This is a genomic window from Vibrio aerogenes (genome assembly GCF_024346755.1).
Lineage (GTDB): Bacteria > Pseudomonadota > Gammaproteobacteria > Enterobacterales > Vibrionaceae > Vibrio > Vibrio aerogenes.
In genome coordinates, this window is sequence record NZ_AP024861.1 from 3,076,854 (window position 1) to 3,093,415 (window position 16,562).

Below are 16,562 nucleotides of genomic sequence, written 5' to 3' on the forward strand. Positions count from 1 at the left end.
AGGTCTGAAAGCAAAAAGCATTCCAGACCTTTAATATCTTTAAAATCAACAGCTTATGTATTTGGCATTCAATATATGACAATATATTGACTCGGCTTTAATAATAATCTAACGATTCATATTATACTTTTTCATCTTTTCAACCAGTGTCGTGCGACGCATACCCAGCATGTCAGCAGCCCGTGCAACAACACCATCCTGAGCGTCAAGAGCCTGATGAATTAAACTGACTTCCAGATCGGCTAACACTTCCTTCAGATTGATGCCCTCAGGCGGTAAAGCATCTGGTGCATGCATGTTTCCGCCAATATTCTGCTCCATATCATTTAAGCTGAAATCTTCAGCAAAAATACTCGCAAATACATCTCTTTCCTGCTCTTCCATCGTACCCTGATGGATGATGTTTTGGTTTGCCTGGAATTCAGGTACATCACCGTAACGATATTTTGCAGGTAAATGATTCACATCCACCAAACTGTCAGGATACAGGATTGTCATCCTTTCAACTAAATTGGCAAGCTCCCTGACATTTCCGGGCCACTCATGCTCCATCAGAGACTGAATCGCACGGGGAGTAAAATGAACGGTAGTACCACAATCCGTTTCTGTTCGGTTCAGTAATTCCTGTAAGAGCAAGGGAACATCTTCTTTACGGTGTTTTAATGCCGGCATCTCAATCGGGAAAACATTCAACCGATAATACAGGTCTTCCCGAAAAGCTTCCTGAGCAATCATCGACTCCAGATTCCGGTGAGTCGCTGCAATCACTCTCACATTCACCTTAATCGTGGTATTTCCCCCGACGCGTTCAAAACAACGTTCCTGCAGAACACGTAGTAACTTTACCTGCATAGCCATTGGCATATCACCAATTTCATCCAGAAATAAAGTGCCACCTTCCGCCAGTTCGAAACGACCTTTTCGTGAGGTTAATGCCCCGGTAAATGCCCCTTTTTCATGGCCAAATAATTCACTCTCCAGTAAGTCGCCCGGTATCGCACCACAATTAATCGGGACAAAGGGACCTTTGTTTCTGGATGAATGAGAATGGATATTTCTTGCAACAACTTCCTTCCCGGTTCCTGACTCACCGAGAATCAACACATTGGCATCAGTCCGGGCAACCTGCTCAATTAAATGCCGAACTTCTCGAATCCCGAAACTCTTTCCGACTAAACTCTGGAACAACTTACTTTTGTTATCCGATGCCTGTTTTCGTCGTCCGCCAAAGTCCTTACAGTGCCGCAAAGCTTCTGAGAGCTGTGGATAATTTAACGGAAGTGCCAAATCCCCCAAATACGCTGCAAACTTATCCAGTGCATAGGGTTGTTTGTCCAGTTTTAACAGAGGGATATGATTTGCTTCCTGCAAATGATGTTCAATTGTAGGAGAAAGCTGCTTGTCTTTGAATGAACCCAGTATACAACCGGCCCATAAAACGGACCAATCTATCCGCTCACTTTGGGATGAAGCAACGATTTCACAAGACTCGCCAACAAATTCCATAATCGTACTGATATGTTGACGAATTGCAGGATCATCCTCAATCACGAGCAGTTTCGCTAAACCTTGCATAGGTAAGTCTATTTGCCTTTATTCAAACAATTGCTGTTAATGTTTTGTTCTATTTCATCTGATACTGAATTAACAATAGACAAAATTTTGACTACAGCAACAAAAAAGCCACTTATTTTGTAGCATTAGTGGCTTCTATTCTATTGAATTATAAAAATATGGCAATACAGAGTTCAAACTCAGTATGTGAGGAGTGACATCTGCCAAAAAACTCACATACCAATATCAGCAGCGGTTAAATGATGATATTCTGAAGGAATTTGATCCCACGCGGATTTTATTTCACGAATAATATCAATAACATCATCTAAAGGTTGGGGATCATTTTTATGATTCGCCGTCGTAATTTGCGAGATCATAAACTCATAAAGCTGATCTAAATTTTTTGCGACATCACCACCATCTTCCATAGACAGGCAGCCACGCAAACTAATAATAATATCAAGAGCCTTACCCAGACGCTCACCTTTCACAGGTATATTTCCCTGTATCATTGCGGCCTTTCCCTGAATCAGGCGCTCAATTGCACCGGCCATTAACATTTGTACTATCTTATGCGGTGAGGCCGCACTGAGCTGGCTATCCACTGATACTTTCTTATAAGCCTGTAAAGAACCACGCATAGTCTTCCTCTTTTATAAAAACTTCTTGTAATGTTGAACAGATTTGTTTCCGTAACGATATTTTTGTAAAGATTTACCAATACCGGCGGTTTTCAACTGCATCTCTTCAACAAGCTGCTGAGTACGCTTAATCGCGTCCTGCCATTGTTCAGAGCCTGAGAACTGTTCATTTTCTGACACTTCATAAATCAGTTCTTGCAATAACTGATCCCTTTTATCGACCAATTGATGAACTTCTTCAGCATTGATGTCTTCGGCTGCCAGATACTGCTCTATTTTGCGATCTATATCACTTAAAAGAGCCAATTTGTCTTCCATATCACTGGCCCTGGCCCAACGCATTCATCATGCCGGAAAGCTGACTTTGCATTTTACTGGTTGCATCTTTCATTGCTGAAAACTTGTTATGCGTTCGTTGCTCAAGAGCATCCATTCGTCTGTCTAATGTGTCCTGTTCATCATCCAGACGATAGTTTTGATCACGCAGACTATTTTCTCTGGAACGAATAGAACCCGTTACACCGGTCATCGATTGGATCGCATCTTCAACTTGTTTAGCAAACCCTTTTCTTCCGCCAAAGAACTCACCAAGTTTATCAAAATTATTATTTAACTGCTTGTTTAGCATATCATGATTAATCTCCAACGTCCCCTGACGGGTCGTGGTGATACCAAACTCAGTTAAAGTTTTCAGGTTTTCCGGAGCCTGTTCAACAGGTGAAGAGAATACCCGTTTCAACCGGGAGTCAGCACTTCTGACAATACTGTCGCCGGCTAAAGGTCCTTTCTCTCCGGTTTGAGGATTAGCAACCGAAAGTTGCCGTGATGTCTGATAGAACTGATTATATGCAGAAACAAACTTCTCAATATTTTCTCTGACAGAGTTACGATCATACTCAACATCAATTTCTGCCGCTTTTTGCTTAGGATCCGACTCACCTTTCAGCGTCAGGTCAACACCTTCGATCGCATTTTCAATAATGTTATTATGGCTTGCCAGCTTTGCAACACCATCAAGGATCACTTCTGCGTCCTGAGCCGACTGTACCTCAGTCATCCCCTGATAAGCATCGAAAGAATTCTGTGCTTCTTTAAGTTGGGACTGAACATTTTCTACTTTTTCCACATAAGCCTTTTCTTCAGGCGATAACTTTGAACGCTCCAGCTGTTTTGCTTCTTCTGGCGTCATCTCACCACTTTTTACCGCCTGTTCAATTTCCTGCTGCTCTCTGGCAAGTTTTTCTTTAAGCTCAGCGGCAGCCTCTTTAGGGGTAACATAAGAGTCAAGTAATGTACCGGAAGCAGTATTGTTCCATCCGGGAACATCCCCGGCTTTCTCCAGCTCACTGTCACTCAGTGGTGGCTCGCCTTCACTATATGAATCAAGCAAAGTTCCCGAAGCTGTTTCAGTCCAGCCCGGAATACGATCTTCTGGTTTGATATATGCCTGAGCCGATTCCCCTGCAGTGGCCGCAGCTTTCACTGCACTATCAGAAAGATCGGTCCCAGCCTTTTGCATTTCAGCTGGATCTTGTGCGGTTTTTGCGGCTTCTTTAATTTCCTGAGCAACTGATTCATCGACGGCTCTGGCTGCCGTTTCCAGCTTATCGGCAACTTTTGCCGCAACTTTCTGCTGTTCAGGAGTGAGCGGATGGATCAATTGCTGGGCTTGCGAACGGGCATTTTCAAGGTCTTTCACCCGTTGCTCTAAAGTCTTATATTCGAGCCTTTTCAGGGCATTATCAGCCGTGGTTCCTTCAGCACTGATAGATAATTTATTTTCCTTACCGGACTGATTAGAGGCAATAATCAGCCGGGGGCCATTCACATCATTAATGACAGATGCACGGATTCCCGGATTGCCTTTTGCATGATTAATTTGATTAACGACATCTTTTAATTTGGATTGATTCCGGATATCAACAGAAAATGTTTTCTCACCCTGAGAAATATTCAACTTACCCGGACCAAACTTTGTGTCTTCAGGAATCACGCCTGAAGCTAACTTATGGCTTTGTGCCAGTTGCAAGACATCAACAGCATATCGCCCGGCAATAGCATCGGTTGTCGCCTTCGCAGAGACGACCTCTTCATCGGTTGAACTGGCAGTCCTGAGAGCAAAAGCTTTGTCCTGACGAAAACCTGCCATCAGGTTTTTCATTGTATCCAAAGACTCTCTGAGCCTGCCATAGGCACTAATGCTGGCTTCATTTTGCGTTCGCTGGTTGTCAATACGTTGCTGTTTCGGCAAACGTTCTGCATCAACAACTTTGCTAACAATGGAGTTTACGTCCATGCCAGCGTTCATCCCTATGGGGCCCAGAGCCATTTTATCACCTCAAAAAATCGTCACAACTACACCTTCGTTATCAGCAAACCTGAGCGATGATCCTGCTCTCTGGCCAAGCGTCGCAAGACCTTGAGCATTTCTTCTTCAGGAATTTGCCGGATAATATCACCGGTTTCTGCTTCATAAACGGTCACAACATCCCGGCCAGATTCCTGATCAATGCGAAACGATAAGCCTTTGTTGATTGAAGATACAAATTCATGCATCCGCTCAAGCATTTTCGCTCGTCGTTCTTCATTGACGTGTTCTCGCTCCTGGGCCATTTTCATGGCCTTTTCTACTGACTCCGATTGCATCTCTTTGCTCTGTTCAGCAACCCTATCTATCTGATTGCTTTCTTTTTGAACAAAGGAAGCCTTTGCCTGTTCATTTTCTGAAGCAAATTTGGTGCCACTCTGTGAGCCATAAGGCTGGATGTTCGATGTATAGGATGATATTTCCATAACAATCTCCCTCCGACCTTGTCGGGTTAAGTCACGGGTTCCTATTTATTCAATAGTCCCCCAGTGACTTACCCCAACAGGCTAAGTGCAGCAGCGGGTGACTGCTTCGCCTGAGCCAATACCGACATACTTGCTTGCTGAAGTATCTGAGACCTGGTCATATTCGTCGTCTCTTTCGCATAGTCGGTATCTTTAATCCGGCTCCGGGAAGCGTTCACATTTTCATCAATATTATCCAGATTGCTTATCGCATGACCAAACCGGTTCTGGAATGCCCCCAAAGATGCCCGTTCACTATCTACAGCCTTCAAAGCACTATCGATGATGGAGATTGCCTGCTGAGAACCACCGACAGTCGATACATCAACATCCTGAACAGTCACATCTTTCCTGCTGCTGAAATCAAATTCAGAACCGAGATCACCGCCAATATCAATGTCACCAACAACACTGCCTGATGAGGCGAAAAGTTGTAATTTTCCACCTTCAGCAACGGAAGCACTGATATCTTCGTTTTGACCATTGATGTAAGTCGCAACTTCCTCTAAATCATCACCGGCCTTGGCATTAATCGTAACTTCCTTCTCTTCACCCCGGTCATTGGTATAATTCAGAGTCAGTTCCCTCGCGTCAGTGACACGCCAGTCTGGTGTTTTGCCTTCGTCAGCGATATAAGTCTGTCCTCCCATCGCAGCAGTATCAGAACGCATACTCCCTAAAGAAAGAATCACCGCTTCACCGGAATCAGCACCAATCTGAAATGACTTACTGCCAAATGTCCCGTTTAATAATTTGTTTCCACCAAATGAAGTTGATTCAGCAATCCGGTTCAGCTCATCATTTAATGATGAAACTTCCTGCTGAATTGCCTGACGATCAGATTTTGAGTTTGAACCATTGGAAGACTGAAGTGACAGATCCCGCATTCTCTGAAGGATTGATGTTGTTTCATTCATCGCCCCTTCTGCGGTTTGCGCAATAGATATACCATCGTTTGCGTTTCTTACCGCCATATTTAAGCCGCGACTTTGCACACTTAAACGGTTAGAAATCTGCAAACCAGCAGCATCATCTTTTGCACTGTTGATTTGGTATCCCGATGACAGTCGCTCCATTGACTTCTGAGCGCCGTCGGCAGCACTGTTTAGATAGCGCTGCGCAGTCATCGCCGACACGTTCGTGTTAACGTTAATTGCCATATTGATCTCCTTTTACGGACATGTGATGTACTTCAGTGTCTCTCACCTCACTTCCATACATCCTATTTCTCTCGTTTCCTTTAACGGCGATTATTTCACTTCCTTTAGAAAAAATTGATCTTTTTTTGTACAATTTTTTCAGGTTACACCTATAGAAAAAATAGAATAGAAACCCAAGAAAGCAAAGAATGATAAAAAATCAATGAGATAGATAATGTTCACAAAGGAGATAACAACAGATCAGAAGCATAAAAAAACCGGCTTAAATAAGCCGGCTTTTTAATTTTTTAGTAGGATAGCTGATTAACCACCCAGCAGAGCTAAAGCTGCATTTGGTAACTGTTTCGCCTGAGCAAGAACTGAACTTGATGCCTGACTCAGAATCTGAGACTTCGTTAGTGCAGTCGTCTCTTTTGCAAAATCAGTGTCTTTGATCCGGCTCTTAGATGCGCTCACATTCTCATTGATATTATCAAGGTTGCTGATTGCATGCTCGAATCGATTCTGGAATGCACCCAGTTCAGCACGGTGACTGTCAACATATTGAAGTGCTGAATCGATGACAGAAACAGACTGTTGAGCGCCACCAACAGTTGTCACATCCATTGAATGGACAGAGACCGCAGTGCCATCATCATCCAGCTCCAGTTCACTGGCAAGAGAACCACTGAAAGAGACATCTTCACTTACATCTACTTTATTGCTTCCGGCAAAAATTTGCAGTCTGCCTGAATCATCTACAGAAGCATTCACTAAATCAGTCTGACCATTGATGTAAGTTGCCACTTCTTCAATATCATCACCAGCTTTCGCTGAGATGTTAATTGTACGCTCGTTACCATCTTTATCAGTCAATTCAATCTGCAGGTCATTTTCATCTTCAGCGACTGACCAGTCTTTTCCTTTACCATTTTCAGCTTTAAAGCTCATTCCACCCATTTCAGGATTATCACTGCGAAGGTTATTTAGTGTCAGCATCACGGCTTCACCACTATTTGAACCAATCTGGAAAGCTTTTGTTGTGAATGTGCCATTCAACAGTTTGTTTCCGCCGAAAGAAGTTGTTTCTGCAATTCGGTTCAATTCATCATTGAGTGATGTCATTTCTTCCTGAATTGCTGTTCTTTCTGATTTAGAGTTAGAACCGTTTGCTGATTGCAAAGACAGATCTCTCATACGTTGCAGGATATTCGTGGTTTCATTCATCGCTCCTTCCGCTGTTTGAGCGATAGAAATCCCATCATTTGCGTTACGTACAGCAACACCCAGGCCACGACTCTGAACATTCAAGCGGTTAGAGATTTGCATACCTGCCGCATCATCTTTTGCGCTGTTAATTTTGAATCCAGAAGACAGACGTTCCATTGACTCATTCTGTGCTTTAGTTGCTGAATTCAGGTAACGCTGTGCTGTCATTGCTGATACGTTAGTGTTTACATTTACTGCCATGGTGATTTCTCCAATTGATTTTCCGATTTTTAATTCGGTTTCCGACGTCTCGGAAAACCAAGTAGTTCTCTCAAAGTTACTATCATTAACGACGTGGATGGGGAATTCTTGAGAAGTTTTTTTAGAAATATTTGAAAAAAAATCAAATAGATTGTTGATTGGGGAAAAGCTCAAATTACGCACATTTTTTTCTAAAGTATTTGATTAAACGGACGATAAAGGCAGCTTTTTTTTATTATTTGAGAAACCTGAATATCCGGAAGGTTCTGCTCAGAGCCGTGAGGAATTCCAGGGCGTGTTATTCAATCATTGCTTTGCTTGTTAGCCAGACAAGTCTGACTGAATACTGCGTTTTAAGACTGCTTACTTTTATTTAAGCAGTCTTAAAACCGCTGCCGGCTGTTTTTTTGCCTGAGCCAGAACAGACACACTCACCTGCTGCAAAATCTGCTGTTTCATCAGTTGTGTCACTTCCTTGGCATAATCTGTATCTTTAATCCGGCTTCGTGAGCCGGATAAATTTTCCTGAATATTTCCCAGATTATTAATCGTATGTTCAAACCGGTTCTGGAAAGCACCTAGTTCGGCTCTGTTTTTATCAATGTAGGACAAAGCGGTATCCAAAACTGAGATTGCCCGTTGAGCGCCCCCGGTTTGGCTGATATCCATTTTATCTACCGATTCATAGCCCACAAACCCCATCTGCAACTGACTGGCAAGCGAACCACTAAAGGTAAGAGCGCCCGTGGTTTTATGACCGGACATATAAATTTGCAACTGACCATGTTCGTTCACTGATGCCGATACCAAATCGGTTTGCCCGTTGATATAAGTCGCCAGCTCTTCGATATCATCGCCGGCTTTTGCCCGGATATGTATTTGTTTCGTCTGACCGTCACCAGACTGGTAATGTATGACAAGTTGGTTATTCTCAGGAGTGACCTGCCAGTCAGCAGAAGCTTTGCCTGCTGCCATATAACTCAGTCCTCCCATATTGGTGGTATCGGAACGCATATTACCTAATGATAAGCGGACGGCCTCACCAGCAGAGGCGCCTACCTGGAAGGATGTTGTACCAAATGAACCATTCAGTAATTTTCTGCCACCAAAAGAGGTTGTTTCAGCAATTCGGTTTAATTCATCATTTAATGCTGAGTACTCTTCCTGTAAGGCCTGTTGATCGGACGCTGAATTCGAGCCATTAGCAGACTGAAGTGCAAGATCACGCATTCGCTGCAAGAGCGACGTACTCTCCTGCATCGCACCTTCAGCTGTTTGCATGATCGAAATACCATCACTGGCATTTCTCATTGCCACATCCAATCCCCGAATCTGAGTTGTCAGACGATTAGAAATCTGTAAACCAGCCGCATCATCTTTTGCATGATTGATTCGGTAACCGGAAGACAGACGTTCCAGAGATTCGTTTAACGCTTGGTTGGCACGATTCAGATTTCGCTGGGAAATTAACGCAGCCACATTCGTATTGACTGTCATCATAATGAGTCACCAAGTGATAAATTGTTTCTCTCATATCGGTGATTCTGATGAATTCTTTAGATAAAAAACGGGCCACTAAAGCCCGATCACAATATCAATGAAACGTCATCTCACCATTACTTTACATTGATAGACTGTAACATTTCCCGGGATGGTGAGAATAGATAAGCGCCGGTTGCTGCTTGAGTAAAACGCAGCATTTGATCCGTTTTTCCATCAGTTTCACCGTACATACTTTGCAGCATCGCTTTAAAGTTATGTAATGTATGACAATAGGCAATAAACAGCAGTCCGTGTTCACCTCCAACCGTTCCGTACGGGAGACTGTGACGTAAAATTTTCAGCCCCTTGCCATTCTCTTTCAGATCAACCCGTCCGACATGCGATGCTTCGGGTACCTGCTCCAGCTCAACTGAATCTTCTTTTGTACGGCCAATCACTTTTTCCTGTGCAGCAACATTCAGTCTTTCCCAGGCGGGTAAATTATGAACGAAACGCTGAACCATCACATAGCTCCCCCCCGCAAGCTCACCTTCGGGAATGATCGCGACTTCCTCCCGCTGACTATCTGCCGGGTTCTCAGTTCCATCAATAAACCCAGTCATATCACGGGCATCCAGATAGCGAAAACCATAAGTTTCATCGACGACCTGAATCTCTTCTGCAACAGCTCCCATGAATTTTCTCATCACATAAAACAGCAAATCATGCCTGAGAGAATGCGCATGGATTAAAAAGTCAACATCACTGGCAGGTGCTGAAATATCACCGTTTCCAAGTGTAACAAAATCAACCAGTTCAGGCACTGCCGGGGCATCAAGCTGTGCCCAAAAGTGACGACTGAATGAAACAGATAATTTGACATCAGCTCCGGCCTGAGATGCATTCAACGATTCAGTCAATTCCGGTAATTGTTTTAATTCTCTGAGCACCTTTTCCGGGTTATTTTTAATCTTAAATAAGGCATAAAGCGCAAAAGGACTGGCTTCAGGTAAAATTGCTGTTTGAGGATATGACATAATATACCTTTAAAAACTCACATGATTATTCCAGGGGTTCATCTTCTCTCATCAACTCACCAGGGTCTGTTGACCCTAAGAAAGAACCGAACGTTTTCTCATACATAGAACTTGATTGACTCTATTCAACCAGAATGAGACAAAATCACCAAACTGAAAAATGGCCATCATTAAAAAAGCCGGAAGTGACTCATAGTTCATTGACCGCAAAAACCGCCTTCAGATAAAACCCGCTTGAATTTCTTGCAAGGATCACTTCTGATAGCGGATATGATTTCAATTTTGATCAAATGACTATGAAAAAAGCACCATCACCATCAAATGAAACCCGGCAGGAAGCAATGAAAATTGCCAGAGCCACACAAAAGCCGGGACAAACCAAAGAACAAACTAAACTGATTGCACAGGGAATAGAAAAGGGGATTGCTGCCTATAAAAAGCAGCAGAAAGAAAAACAGCGTCAGACCGATAAAGAAAGAAAAAAAAGAAACAAGGAAAAACAGCAGGAAATCATCCAGCCAGAAGACCCGGCTCTCCCTTCAACACCACAACTTTCAGAAAACCGCCGTTTAGCGAAGTACTTACCGTGGATACTGACCGCAATCAGCTGGGGCATTCTGTTCATTATCTGGATCAATCCTGCGATTTTATAATCCGCAGACAGATAAGCCAGTGCGGCTGGCTTATCTGTTTTGCCTGCCTAAACTTGCTGCAATGTCGACTTTTCGTTCAAGAATCCACTGACTATCAAACGGCCCCCAGTCAGATAATCGATAATAGCCATCATTATGCCGGCAACCATCCTGAACAAAAATTAACTGAATTCCAATTCCCGGCAAAGCTTTCAAGACATCTTGTATCGTCCGGCGAGGCCACCCTGTCTTCTCAATTAATCTTGGAACATTTGGCCTTTCCATACTTTCAACCAGGTAAGCCAAATACAGTCGCCTTGCAAAAACGGGACTCAATTCCATTGACACCTCCTATCTACGTGCCAATTTATTATTTCGGTTTTTGCATAAAGCGTGTTGCGTTTGATCAATAACTTCATTTTTTGTGCATCTCACGTCATCACCATTTAACAAACCGGGTCTATTGACAAGCCGCACATGTATTTTTTGTCAGCAAGGTCAGTTCCTGCTAGGATTCTCAGACCATTATCAGGAACCTGTTTTCATTCAAAGGATATTTATGAGCATCATTCTCTATGGCATCCCTAACTGCGATACAATCAAAAAAGCACGAAAGTGGTTAGCCGCTGAAAATATTGACTACCAGTTTCATGATTATCGTAAAGATGGTATTTCAGCATCGCTTGTCGAAAGTTTTTGTTCCGAACTGGAGTGGAATAATGTGCTGAATAAAAGAGGAACAACATACCGGCAGCTGGAACAGACGCAGAAAGATAACCTGACCGAAGAGACTGCCGTAGATTTACTTGTTCAGTATCCGGCGATGATTAAGCGCCCGATATTGTCGGTGGACAATCATTTATATCTTGGTTTTTCACCAGAAAAGTACTCAACAATTTTTTCAACACAATCGCTTTAATAGACAAGGAATAATGAATGACAGATAGCCCTGTATTAGCCCTGGCAAAAGATTTTATTTCCCGCCGTTCTGTCACCCCGGAAGATGCTGGCTGTCAGGAAGTGATGATCAACCGGTTAAAAAAACTCGGTTTTGATATTGAAGTCATGGTTTTTGAGGATACGACAAACTTATGGGCCCGAAAGGGTTATGAAGCCCCTTTATTTGCTTTTGCCGGACATACAGACGTTGTGCCTCCCGGCTCTGAAAAAGAGTGGCATACCCCACCCTTTGAACCGACAGTCATAGATGATCACCTGCATGGACGCGGAGCAGCCGATATGAAAGGCTCTCTTGCCTGTATGATTGTCGCAGTGGAACGCTTTATCGAACAGAACCCAAATCACAAAGGTTCGATTGCTTTTCTTATCACTTCGGATGAAGAAGGTCCGTTTATCAACGGAACAACCAAAGTGGTCGATACACTGATTGAAAGAAATGAACGCATTGATATGTGTATTGTTGGCGAACCCTCCAGTACTCATACAGCCGGAGACGTCGTGAAAAATGGCAGACGGGGTTCATTGACAGGAGATTTGAGCGTAAAAGGTATACAAGGGCATGTCGCCTATCCTCATCTGGCACAAAATCCGGTTCATCAGGCAATGCCGGCCCTATCTGAACTGGCTTCAACCAAATGGGATGACGGCAATCAATACTTCCCGCCAACCAGCTTTCAGATACCTAACCTTCATGCAGGAACCGGCGCTTCAAACGTTATTCCCGGTGAATTTAACATACAATTTAATTTCCGGTTCAGTACAGCGCTGACCGCAGAATCTATTCAGAGACGGGTACACTCAATACTCGATGCACATGGATTGGATTACTCACTAAACTGGACATTGAATGGCCAACCCTTTTTAACAGATACCGGAGAATTACTTGATGCAGTTGTCAAAGCTGTGAGCGATATTAATCATAAAGCTCCGGAACTCCTCACAACAGGAGGCACCTCAGATGGTCGTTTTATTGCGCAAATGGGAACACAAGTCGTTGAACTAGGCCCTGTCAACGCAACCATACATAAAGTAAACGAGTGCGTCAGTATTCCGGACTTAGAAAAGCTGACCGATATGTACCAAAACGTGTTAAATAATTTACTGGCATAACCCGATGACACCTGAGCAACTCACCGGACAAACCGATCACCATTTGCAGCCAACTCTCATGGGTCAGAAATTATTTCTGATCCATCCTGATGTGGTCAACGATATACTTGCTTTGAAAAAAGCTGCGTCTCAGGCTGGTTTTGATCTTCATATCGCAAGTGGTTTCCGGAGTTTTCAACATCAGTTGAAAATCTGGAACAGCAAGTTCTCAGGTGAATCGCCTGTTTTAGATAAAAACAGTCAACCATTAATCACGACTCAACTCAGTGAAACTGAGAAAGTGATGTCCATATTAAAATGGTCAGCACTCCCCGGAGCCAGCAGGCATCACTGGGGGAGTGATTTTGATATTTATGACAGGATAAGTCAGCCTTCGGACATTCCGCTGAAACTCGAACCTGATGAGTATTTGGCTGGTTTTCAACGTGACTTTTTTCAATGGTTACAAGTGAACATGCAGCAATACGGTTTTTTTCTTCCATACGATCAAGATCGCGGCGGTGTTGCGGCTGAACCCTGGCATATCAGCCACCACTCCGTCTCATCAAGGATGAAAAAAGAACTGACACCTGAAATAATTCTTGAAACTTTGAATGAAACCCCTATATACGGGAAAAAAGTCATAAAAAAAGAACTTAACACAATATACAATCAATTTATCATCAATATAAATCAGGTATGAGTATGGATATTCTCACTTCACCTTGGTTCATCATCACAATCGTTATCAGTATCATTGTTGGTAATGTGGCAGCCCTGAAATACCTGACCCCAAAGAATCTGGAACAATTTAAGAAAAAACCGAATGATGATTTGGACAAATTAATTGAACTGGATAAAAAGCACCAGAGAGAATTAAAAAAGGATGATGAAAAGCACCACCATCCTTCTGATTAGATAAGAATTATTTCAGTAAAGCTTCCAGAACAGGCGCAAATGCTTGCAGAACTTCTTCCTTGACAGGTTTACCATCTGAGGAAGTAATGTTCAGAGAGGTGCGGTTTTCCAGATCTCCGAGCAGAATCGTATAACTTCCGGAATTTAAAGGAAGTGGTTGCACGCCTAATGCAGACCAGAAATCATCATCAGGGGGACTGTACTTCACTTTAATCGTTCCCTGTGAACGATTTCTGTCTTCCACCGAAAAACCAGACTGAGATAAAACTAAAGAGATCCGGTTCCACAGAGCAAGATAATCACTCCGGGCAATGACAACAGGTAATCCGCTACGATCTGTACCCATAGATACCGGGATACTTTTTTGAGATTGTTGTGCATTCCCCAACGTGACTCTCATTTGAGCATCATAGAGTGTCGCTATTTTATTGACCATCTTCATGGTATAGCGTTCCTGCACATATTTGGAAATATCACCCTGTCCAGCCGAGCGAATCTCAGGCATTGAAATTTGCACGCCAAAACGACGGGCTTTACTGACCCGGCTTAATTGATAATGCGCTTCAATCACAGACTCTTCATCGTCACTTTGCCATTCCACCCATTTGGCATCAATCAGCTTGTCACTTTTCCGGGTGATCTGAGCATGCTTACTCTCTAAAGACTGCAAAGCAATCTGCCATATCTGATCCGCTATCTGAGATTTAGCACTCCAGAAAATCACATTTCCCTGAGAACGCTCAGCCGTCACACCAGGTATGAGTGCCAAAAATTCCTGTGGAGGACGAATATCCACGTGTTCTCCAAGAGCACCATTCAATTTACCAGCGGGGACATCGTATTCATGATTAAGCTGTGGCTTTACGCCATGAGGATATTTCCAGGGAACTAACGCACTTTCGTTTAAATAATCAAAATCACCCTCGGCTTGTTGCCGGTCTAAAGCACTATCGGAACAAGCTGATACAGTTAAAACAGCCAGTGAACAACAAACCAGCTGATACCAATTTTTCATTTAAACTCCTACAGAAAAAACCGAGGCTAATCGCCCCGGTGTCAATAAACAGATATCGTTACAGTAAACCAGCACTTATCATTGCCTGCTCAACCGTTGGTTGCGCAGATTCAGATAAAGTTGTCATCGGCAACCTTAAGTCACCGTACTCAATCAAACTCAGGCGATGAGCGGCCCATTTTACAGGGATAGGGCTTGACTCAATGAACAATTGTTTATGCAAAGGCATCAAACGTTCGTTAATCGCTTCTGCTTCACCAAACTGCCCCGATAAAGCAAGCTTCATCATTTGTGACATTTCAGCTGCTGCGATGTTATTTGTCACAGAAATCACACCATTACCTCCCAGTTTGACAAAATCAAGTCCGGTAGAATCATCACCGCTTAATAAGACAAAGTCATCACCACATAGTTCACGATGCTGCTTAACACGACTTAAATCTCCGGTCGCATCTTTAATTCCGGCAATATTCTTGAGCTCAGATAAGCGTGCAACGGTTTCTGGTTGCAAGTCAACGGCAGTACGGCCCGGAACATTATACAGAATGACCGGAATGTCTGTTTCAGCGGCAATCGCTTTATAATGGAGATATAAACCTTCTTGTGTCGGTTTATTATAGTAAGGTGTCACACTCAAAAAACCCGAGACACCCGTATTATTCAGTAACCGGCTGAATGTCAGTGATTCATGAGTCGCATTGGCACCCATCCCGGCAATCACAGAAATCCGTCCCGCAGCGTACTCAACTGTTTTTGAAACGACCTTGACATGTTCTTCAATACTAAGCGTTGCTGACTCACCCGTCGTACCAACCGATACAATGGCATCCGTCCCGGAATCGATATGATATTCCACTAATTTTTTAAGACTTGCATAATCCACCTCACCATCAGGGTTGAACGGCGTAATTAACGCAACAATACTTCCAGAAAACATGTCTTTCTCCATAAAATGATCCTTTCTGCATGGTACTGTAATGACGCTGAAAAAAACAAGTCAAGCCGCATGCTTATTTGTATTTCTCAGATAAATATTAATCCGGGTGACATTCTATCATGACAGTTTTGTATCCCGGTCCGGAAAAGCGATAAAATCATGCCTCGATCATCTAAACTTTCGGGTACAAATGTTGTTCAGTCTGAAAAGCATTTTGAACAAGGCATGAGAAGAGATGTACCATGACTCAATGCAAATGACGAATAACAACGTCAACTTATATAAAAAATAAACAAATCGTATCGCAACAATGTACACAAAAAGTCACCTGCTCCAGATATATCAACAATAAAAGCAGTCAAAATAAGGAAACATAATGAATACGTTACAACCAGGTGTACCAGCTCCTGATTTTTCTCTTCAGGATCAAGACGGCAATTCTGTCTCTCTGAGCCAGTTTAAAGGAAAGAAAGTTCTGCTCTATTTTTACCCGAAAGCGATGACTCCGGGATGTACAGTTCAGGCTCAGGGACTCAGAGATGTAAAAAAAGAACTGGATGATAAGAATGTTGTGGTTTTAGGCGTCAGTATCGACCCGGTCAAACGTCTGACAAAATTTATAGAACGGGATAATCTCAACTTTACCCTGTTGTCAGACGAAGACCATCAAGTCGCTGAAAGCTTTGGGACTTGGGGGGAGAAAAAGTTCATGGGGAAAATTTATGACGGACTGCATCGTATTAGTTTTTTGATTGATGAGAATGGCACAATTGAACACGTATTCAATAAGTTCAAAACCAAAGATCACCATCAGGTTGTTCTGGATTATTTAGATCAAAAATAGTCCGCTTTG

The 16,562-nt window shown here is 43.0% G+C and carries 18 protein-coding genes; 6 read left to right on the forward strand and 12 right to left on the reverse strand.

What is annotated here, in order from left to right; genetic code table 11:
- Window positions 1-108: 108 nt before the first annotated feature.
- From OCV29_RS13560 to OCV29_RS13600, 9 genes are all read right to left on the reverse strand, one after another.
- Window positions 109-1,575 (reverse strand): sigma-54 dependent transcriptional regulator, encoded by a 1,467-nt coding sequence (locus OCV29_RS13560; RefSeq protein ID WP_073602406.1) that lies wholly within the window; start codon window positions 1,573-1,575, stop codon window positions 109-111.
- Between the two features lie 212 nt (window positions 1,576-1,787).
- Window positions 1,788-2,198, reverse strand: a complete 411-nt coding sequence (gene fliS / locus OCV29_RS13565; protein WP_073602407.1) for a flagellar export chaperone FliS — start codon at window positions 2,196-2,198, stop codon at window positions 1,788-1,790.
- A 12-nt stretch (window positions 2,199-2,210) separates the two neighbouring features.
- Window positions 2,211-2,516, reverse strand: a complete 306-nt coding sequence (locus tag OCV29_RS13570) for a flagellar protein FliT (RefSeq protein WP_073602408.1) — start codon at window positions 2,514-2,516, stop codon at window positions 2,211-2,213.
- Window position 2,517: 1 nt separating this feature from the next.
- Window positions 2,518-4,527, reverse strand: coding sequence for a flagellar filament capping protein FliD (gene fliD, locus OCV29_RS13575; RefSeq protein WP_073602409.1), 2,010 nt, complete (start codon window positions 4,525-4,527; stop codon window positions 2,518-2,520).
- Window positions 4,528-4,553: 26 nt separating this feature from the next.
- Complete coding sequence (flaG, locus tag OCV29_RS13580) at window positions 4,554-4,991, reverse strand: flagellar protein FlaG (RefSeq protein WP_073602410.1); 438 nt, start codon at window positions 4,989-4,991, stop codon at window positions 4,554-4,556.
- A 68-nt stretch (window positions 4,992-5,059) separates the two neighbouring features.
- Window positions 5,060-6,190, reverse strand: a complete 1,131-nt coding sequence (locus tag OCV29_RS13585) for a flagellin (protein ID WP_073602411.1) — start codon at window positions 6,188-6,190, stop codon at window positions 5,060-5,062.
- Between the two features lie 303 nt (window positions 6,191-6,493).
- The gene (locus OCV29_RS13590; protein WP_073602412.1) at window positions 6,494-7,639 is read right to left on the reverse strand and encodes a flagellin; all 1,146 of its coding nucleotides are present in this window, start codon (window positions 7,637-7,639) and stop codon (window positions 6,494-6,496) included.
- Between the two features lie 369 nt (window positions 7,640-8,008).
- The gene (locus tag OCV29_RS13595; RefSeq protein WP_073602413.1) at window positions 8,009-9,142 is read right to left on the reverse strand and encodes a flagellin; all 1,134 of its coding nucleotides are present in this window, start codon (window positions 9,140-9,142) and stop codon (window positions 8,009-8,011) included.
- Window positions 9,143-9,255: 113 nt separating this feature from the next.
- Window positions 9,256-10,158: a Dyp-type peroxidase gene (locus tag OCV29_RS13600; protein WP_073602414.1), complete on the reverse strand. Its 903-nt coding sequence runs from the start codon at window positions 10,156-10,158 to the stop codon at window positions 9,256-9,258.
- Between the two features lie 296 nt (window positions 10,159-10,454).
- Between OCV29_RS13600 and OCV29_RS13605 the strand changes: the two genes are divergently transcribed.
- The gene (locus OCV29_RS13605) at window positions 10,455-10,811 is read left to right on the forward strand and encodes a DUF2956 family protein (RefSeq protein WP_073602415.1); all 357 of its coding nucleotides are present in this window, start codon (window positions 10,455-10,457) and stop codon (window positions 10,809-10,811) included.
- 30 nt (window positions 10,812-10,841) lie between these two features.
- On the opposite strand, the gene OCV29_RS13610 is transcribed toward OCV29_RS13605, so the two are convergent.
- Complete coding sequence (locus OCV29_RS13610; RefSeq protein WP_073602416.1) at window positions 10,842-11,132, reverse strand: winged helix-turn-helix domain-containing protein; 291 nt, start codon at window positions 11,130-11,132, stop codon at window positions 10,842-10,844.
- A gap of 217 nt (window positions 11,133-11,349) precedes the next feature.
- On the opposite strand from OCV29_RS13610, the gene OCV29_RS13615 reads away from it, so the two are divergent.
- The 4 genes from OCV29_RS13615 to OCV29_RS13630 are packed head-to-tail and all read left to right on the forward strand — an operon-like array spanning window position 11,350 to window position 13,757.
- The gene (locus OCV29_RS13615; RefSeq protein WP_073602417.1) at window positions 11,350-11,709 is read left to right on the forward strand and encodes an ArsC family reductase; all 360 of its coding nucleotides are present in this window, start codon (window positions 11,350-11,352) and stop codon (window positions 11,707-11,709) included.
- A gap of 17 nt (window positions 11,710-11,726) precedes the next feature.
- Window positions 11,727-12,860, forward strand: coding sequence for a succinyl-diaminopimelate desuccinylase (gene dapE / locus OCV29_RS13620; protein WP_073602418.1), 1,134 nt, complete (start codon window positions 11,727-11,729; stop codon window positions 12,858-12,860).
- 4 nt (window positions 12,861-12,864) lie between these two features.
- Complete coding sequence (locus OCV29_RS13625) at window positions 12,865-13,542, forward strand: M15 family metallopeptidase (RefSeq protein WP_073602419.1); 678 nt, start codon at window positions 12,865-12,867, stop codon at window positions 13,540-13,542.
- A 2-nt stretch (window positions 13,543-13,544) separates the two neighbouring features.
- Complete coding sequence (locus OCV29_RS13630) at window positions 13,545-13,757, forward strand: DUF2897 family protein (protein WP_084193227.1); 213 nt, start codon at window positions 13,545-13,547, stop codon at window positions 13,755-13,757.
- 7 nt (window positions 13,758-13,764) lie between these two features.
- Here OCV29_RS13630 and bamC read toward each other — a convergent pair whose 3' ends face one another.
- Window positions 13,765-14,772, reverse strand: a complete 1,008-nt coding sequence (gene bamC, locus OCV29_RS13635; protein ID WP_073602421.1) for an outer membrane protein assembly factor BamC — start codon at window positions 14,770-14,772, stop codon at window positions 13,765-13,767.
- Between the two features lie 58 nt (window positions 14,773-14,830).
- The gene (dapA, locus tag OCV29_RS13640) at window positions 14,831-15,709 is read right to left on the reverse strand and encodes a 4-hydroxy-tetrahydrodipicolinate synthase (protein ID WP_073602685.1); all 879 of its coding nucleotides are present in this window, start codon (window positions 15,707-15,709) and stop codon (window positions 14,831-14,833) included.
- A 376-nt stretch (window positions 15,710-16,085) separates the two neighbouring features.
- Here dapA and bcp point away from each other — a divergent pair, with 376 nt between their 5' ends.
- Window positions 16,086-16,553 carry a thioredoxin-dependent thiol peroxidase gene (bcp, locus tag OCV29_RS13645; protein ID WP_073602422.1) on the forward strand — a complete coding sequence of 156 codons (468 nt, stop codon included), beginning with the start codon at window positions 16,086-16,088 and terminating at the stop codon, window positions 16,551-16,553.
- The last annotated feature ends 9 nt before the right edge of the window (window positions 16,554-16,562 follow it).

Coding starts and splice junctions, on each gene's coding strand:
- fliD (WP_073602409.1), bottom strand. CDS start 4,527: ATGGCTCTGGGCCCCATAGGGATGAACGCTGGCATGGACGTAAACTCC.
- dapE (WP_073602418.1), top strand. CDS start 11,727: ATGACAGATAGCCCTGTATTAGCCCTGGCAAAAGATTTTATTTCCCGC.
- OCV29_RS13615 (WP_073602417.1), top strand. CDS start 11,350: ATGAGCATCATTCTCTATGGCATCCCTAACTGCGATACAATCAAAAAA.
- OCV29_RS13600 (WP_073602414.1), bottom strand. CDS start 10,158: ATGTCATATCCTCAAACAGCAATTTTACCTGAAGCCAGTCCTTTTGCG.
- OCV29_RS13605 (WP_073602415.1), top strand. CDS start 10,455: ATGAAAAAAGCACCATCACCATCAAATGAAACCCGGCAGGAAGCAATG.
- OCV29_RS13625 (WP_073602419.1), top strand. CDS start 12,865: ATGACACCTGAGCAACTCACCGGACAAACCGATCACCATTTGCAGCCA.
- OCV29_RS13570 (WP_073602408.1), bottom strand. CDS start 2,516: ATGGAAGACAAATTGGCTCTTTTAAGTGATATAGATCGCAAAATAGAG.
- OCV29_RS13630 (WP_084193227.1), top strand. CDS start 13,545: ATGGATATTCTCACTTCACCTTGGTTCATCATCACAATCGTTATCAGT.
- flaG (WP_073602410.1), bottom strand. CDS start 4,991: ATGGAAATATCATCCTATACATCGAACATCCAGCCTTATGGCTCACAG.
- bcp (WP_073602422.1), top strand. CDS start 16,086: ATGAATACGTTACAACCAGGTGTACCAGCTCCTGATTTTTCTCTTCAG.
- bamC (WP_073602421.1), bottom strand. CDS start 14,772: ATGAAAAATTGGTATCAGCTGGTTTGTTGTTCACTGGCTGTTTTAACT.
- OCV29_RS13585 (WP_073602411.1), bottom strand. CDS start 6,190: ATGGCAATTAACGTTAACACGAACGTGTCGGCGATGACTGCGCAGCGC.
- dapA (WP_073602685.1), bottom strand. CDS start 15,709: ATGTTTTCTGGAAGTATTGTTGCGTTAATTACGCCGTTCAACCCTGAT.
- OCV29_RS13610 (WP_073602416.1), bottom strand. CDS start 11,132: ATGGAATTGAGTCCCGTTTTTGCAAGGCGACTGTATTTGGCTTACCTG.
- fliS (WP_073602407.1), bottom strand. CDS start 2,198: ATGCGTGGTTCTTTACAGGCTTATAAGAAAGTATCAGTGGATAGCCAG.
- OCV29_RS13560 (WP_073602406.1), bottom strand. CDS start 1,575: ATGCAAGGTTTAGCGAAACTGCTCGTGATTGAGGATGATCCTGCAATT.
- OCV29_RS13590 (WP_073602412.1), bottom strand. CDS start 7,639: ATGGCAGTAAATGTAAACACTAACGTATCAGCAATGACAGCACAGCGT.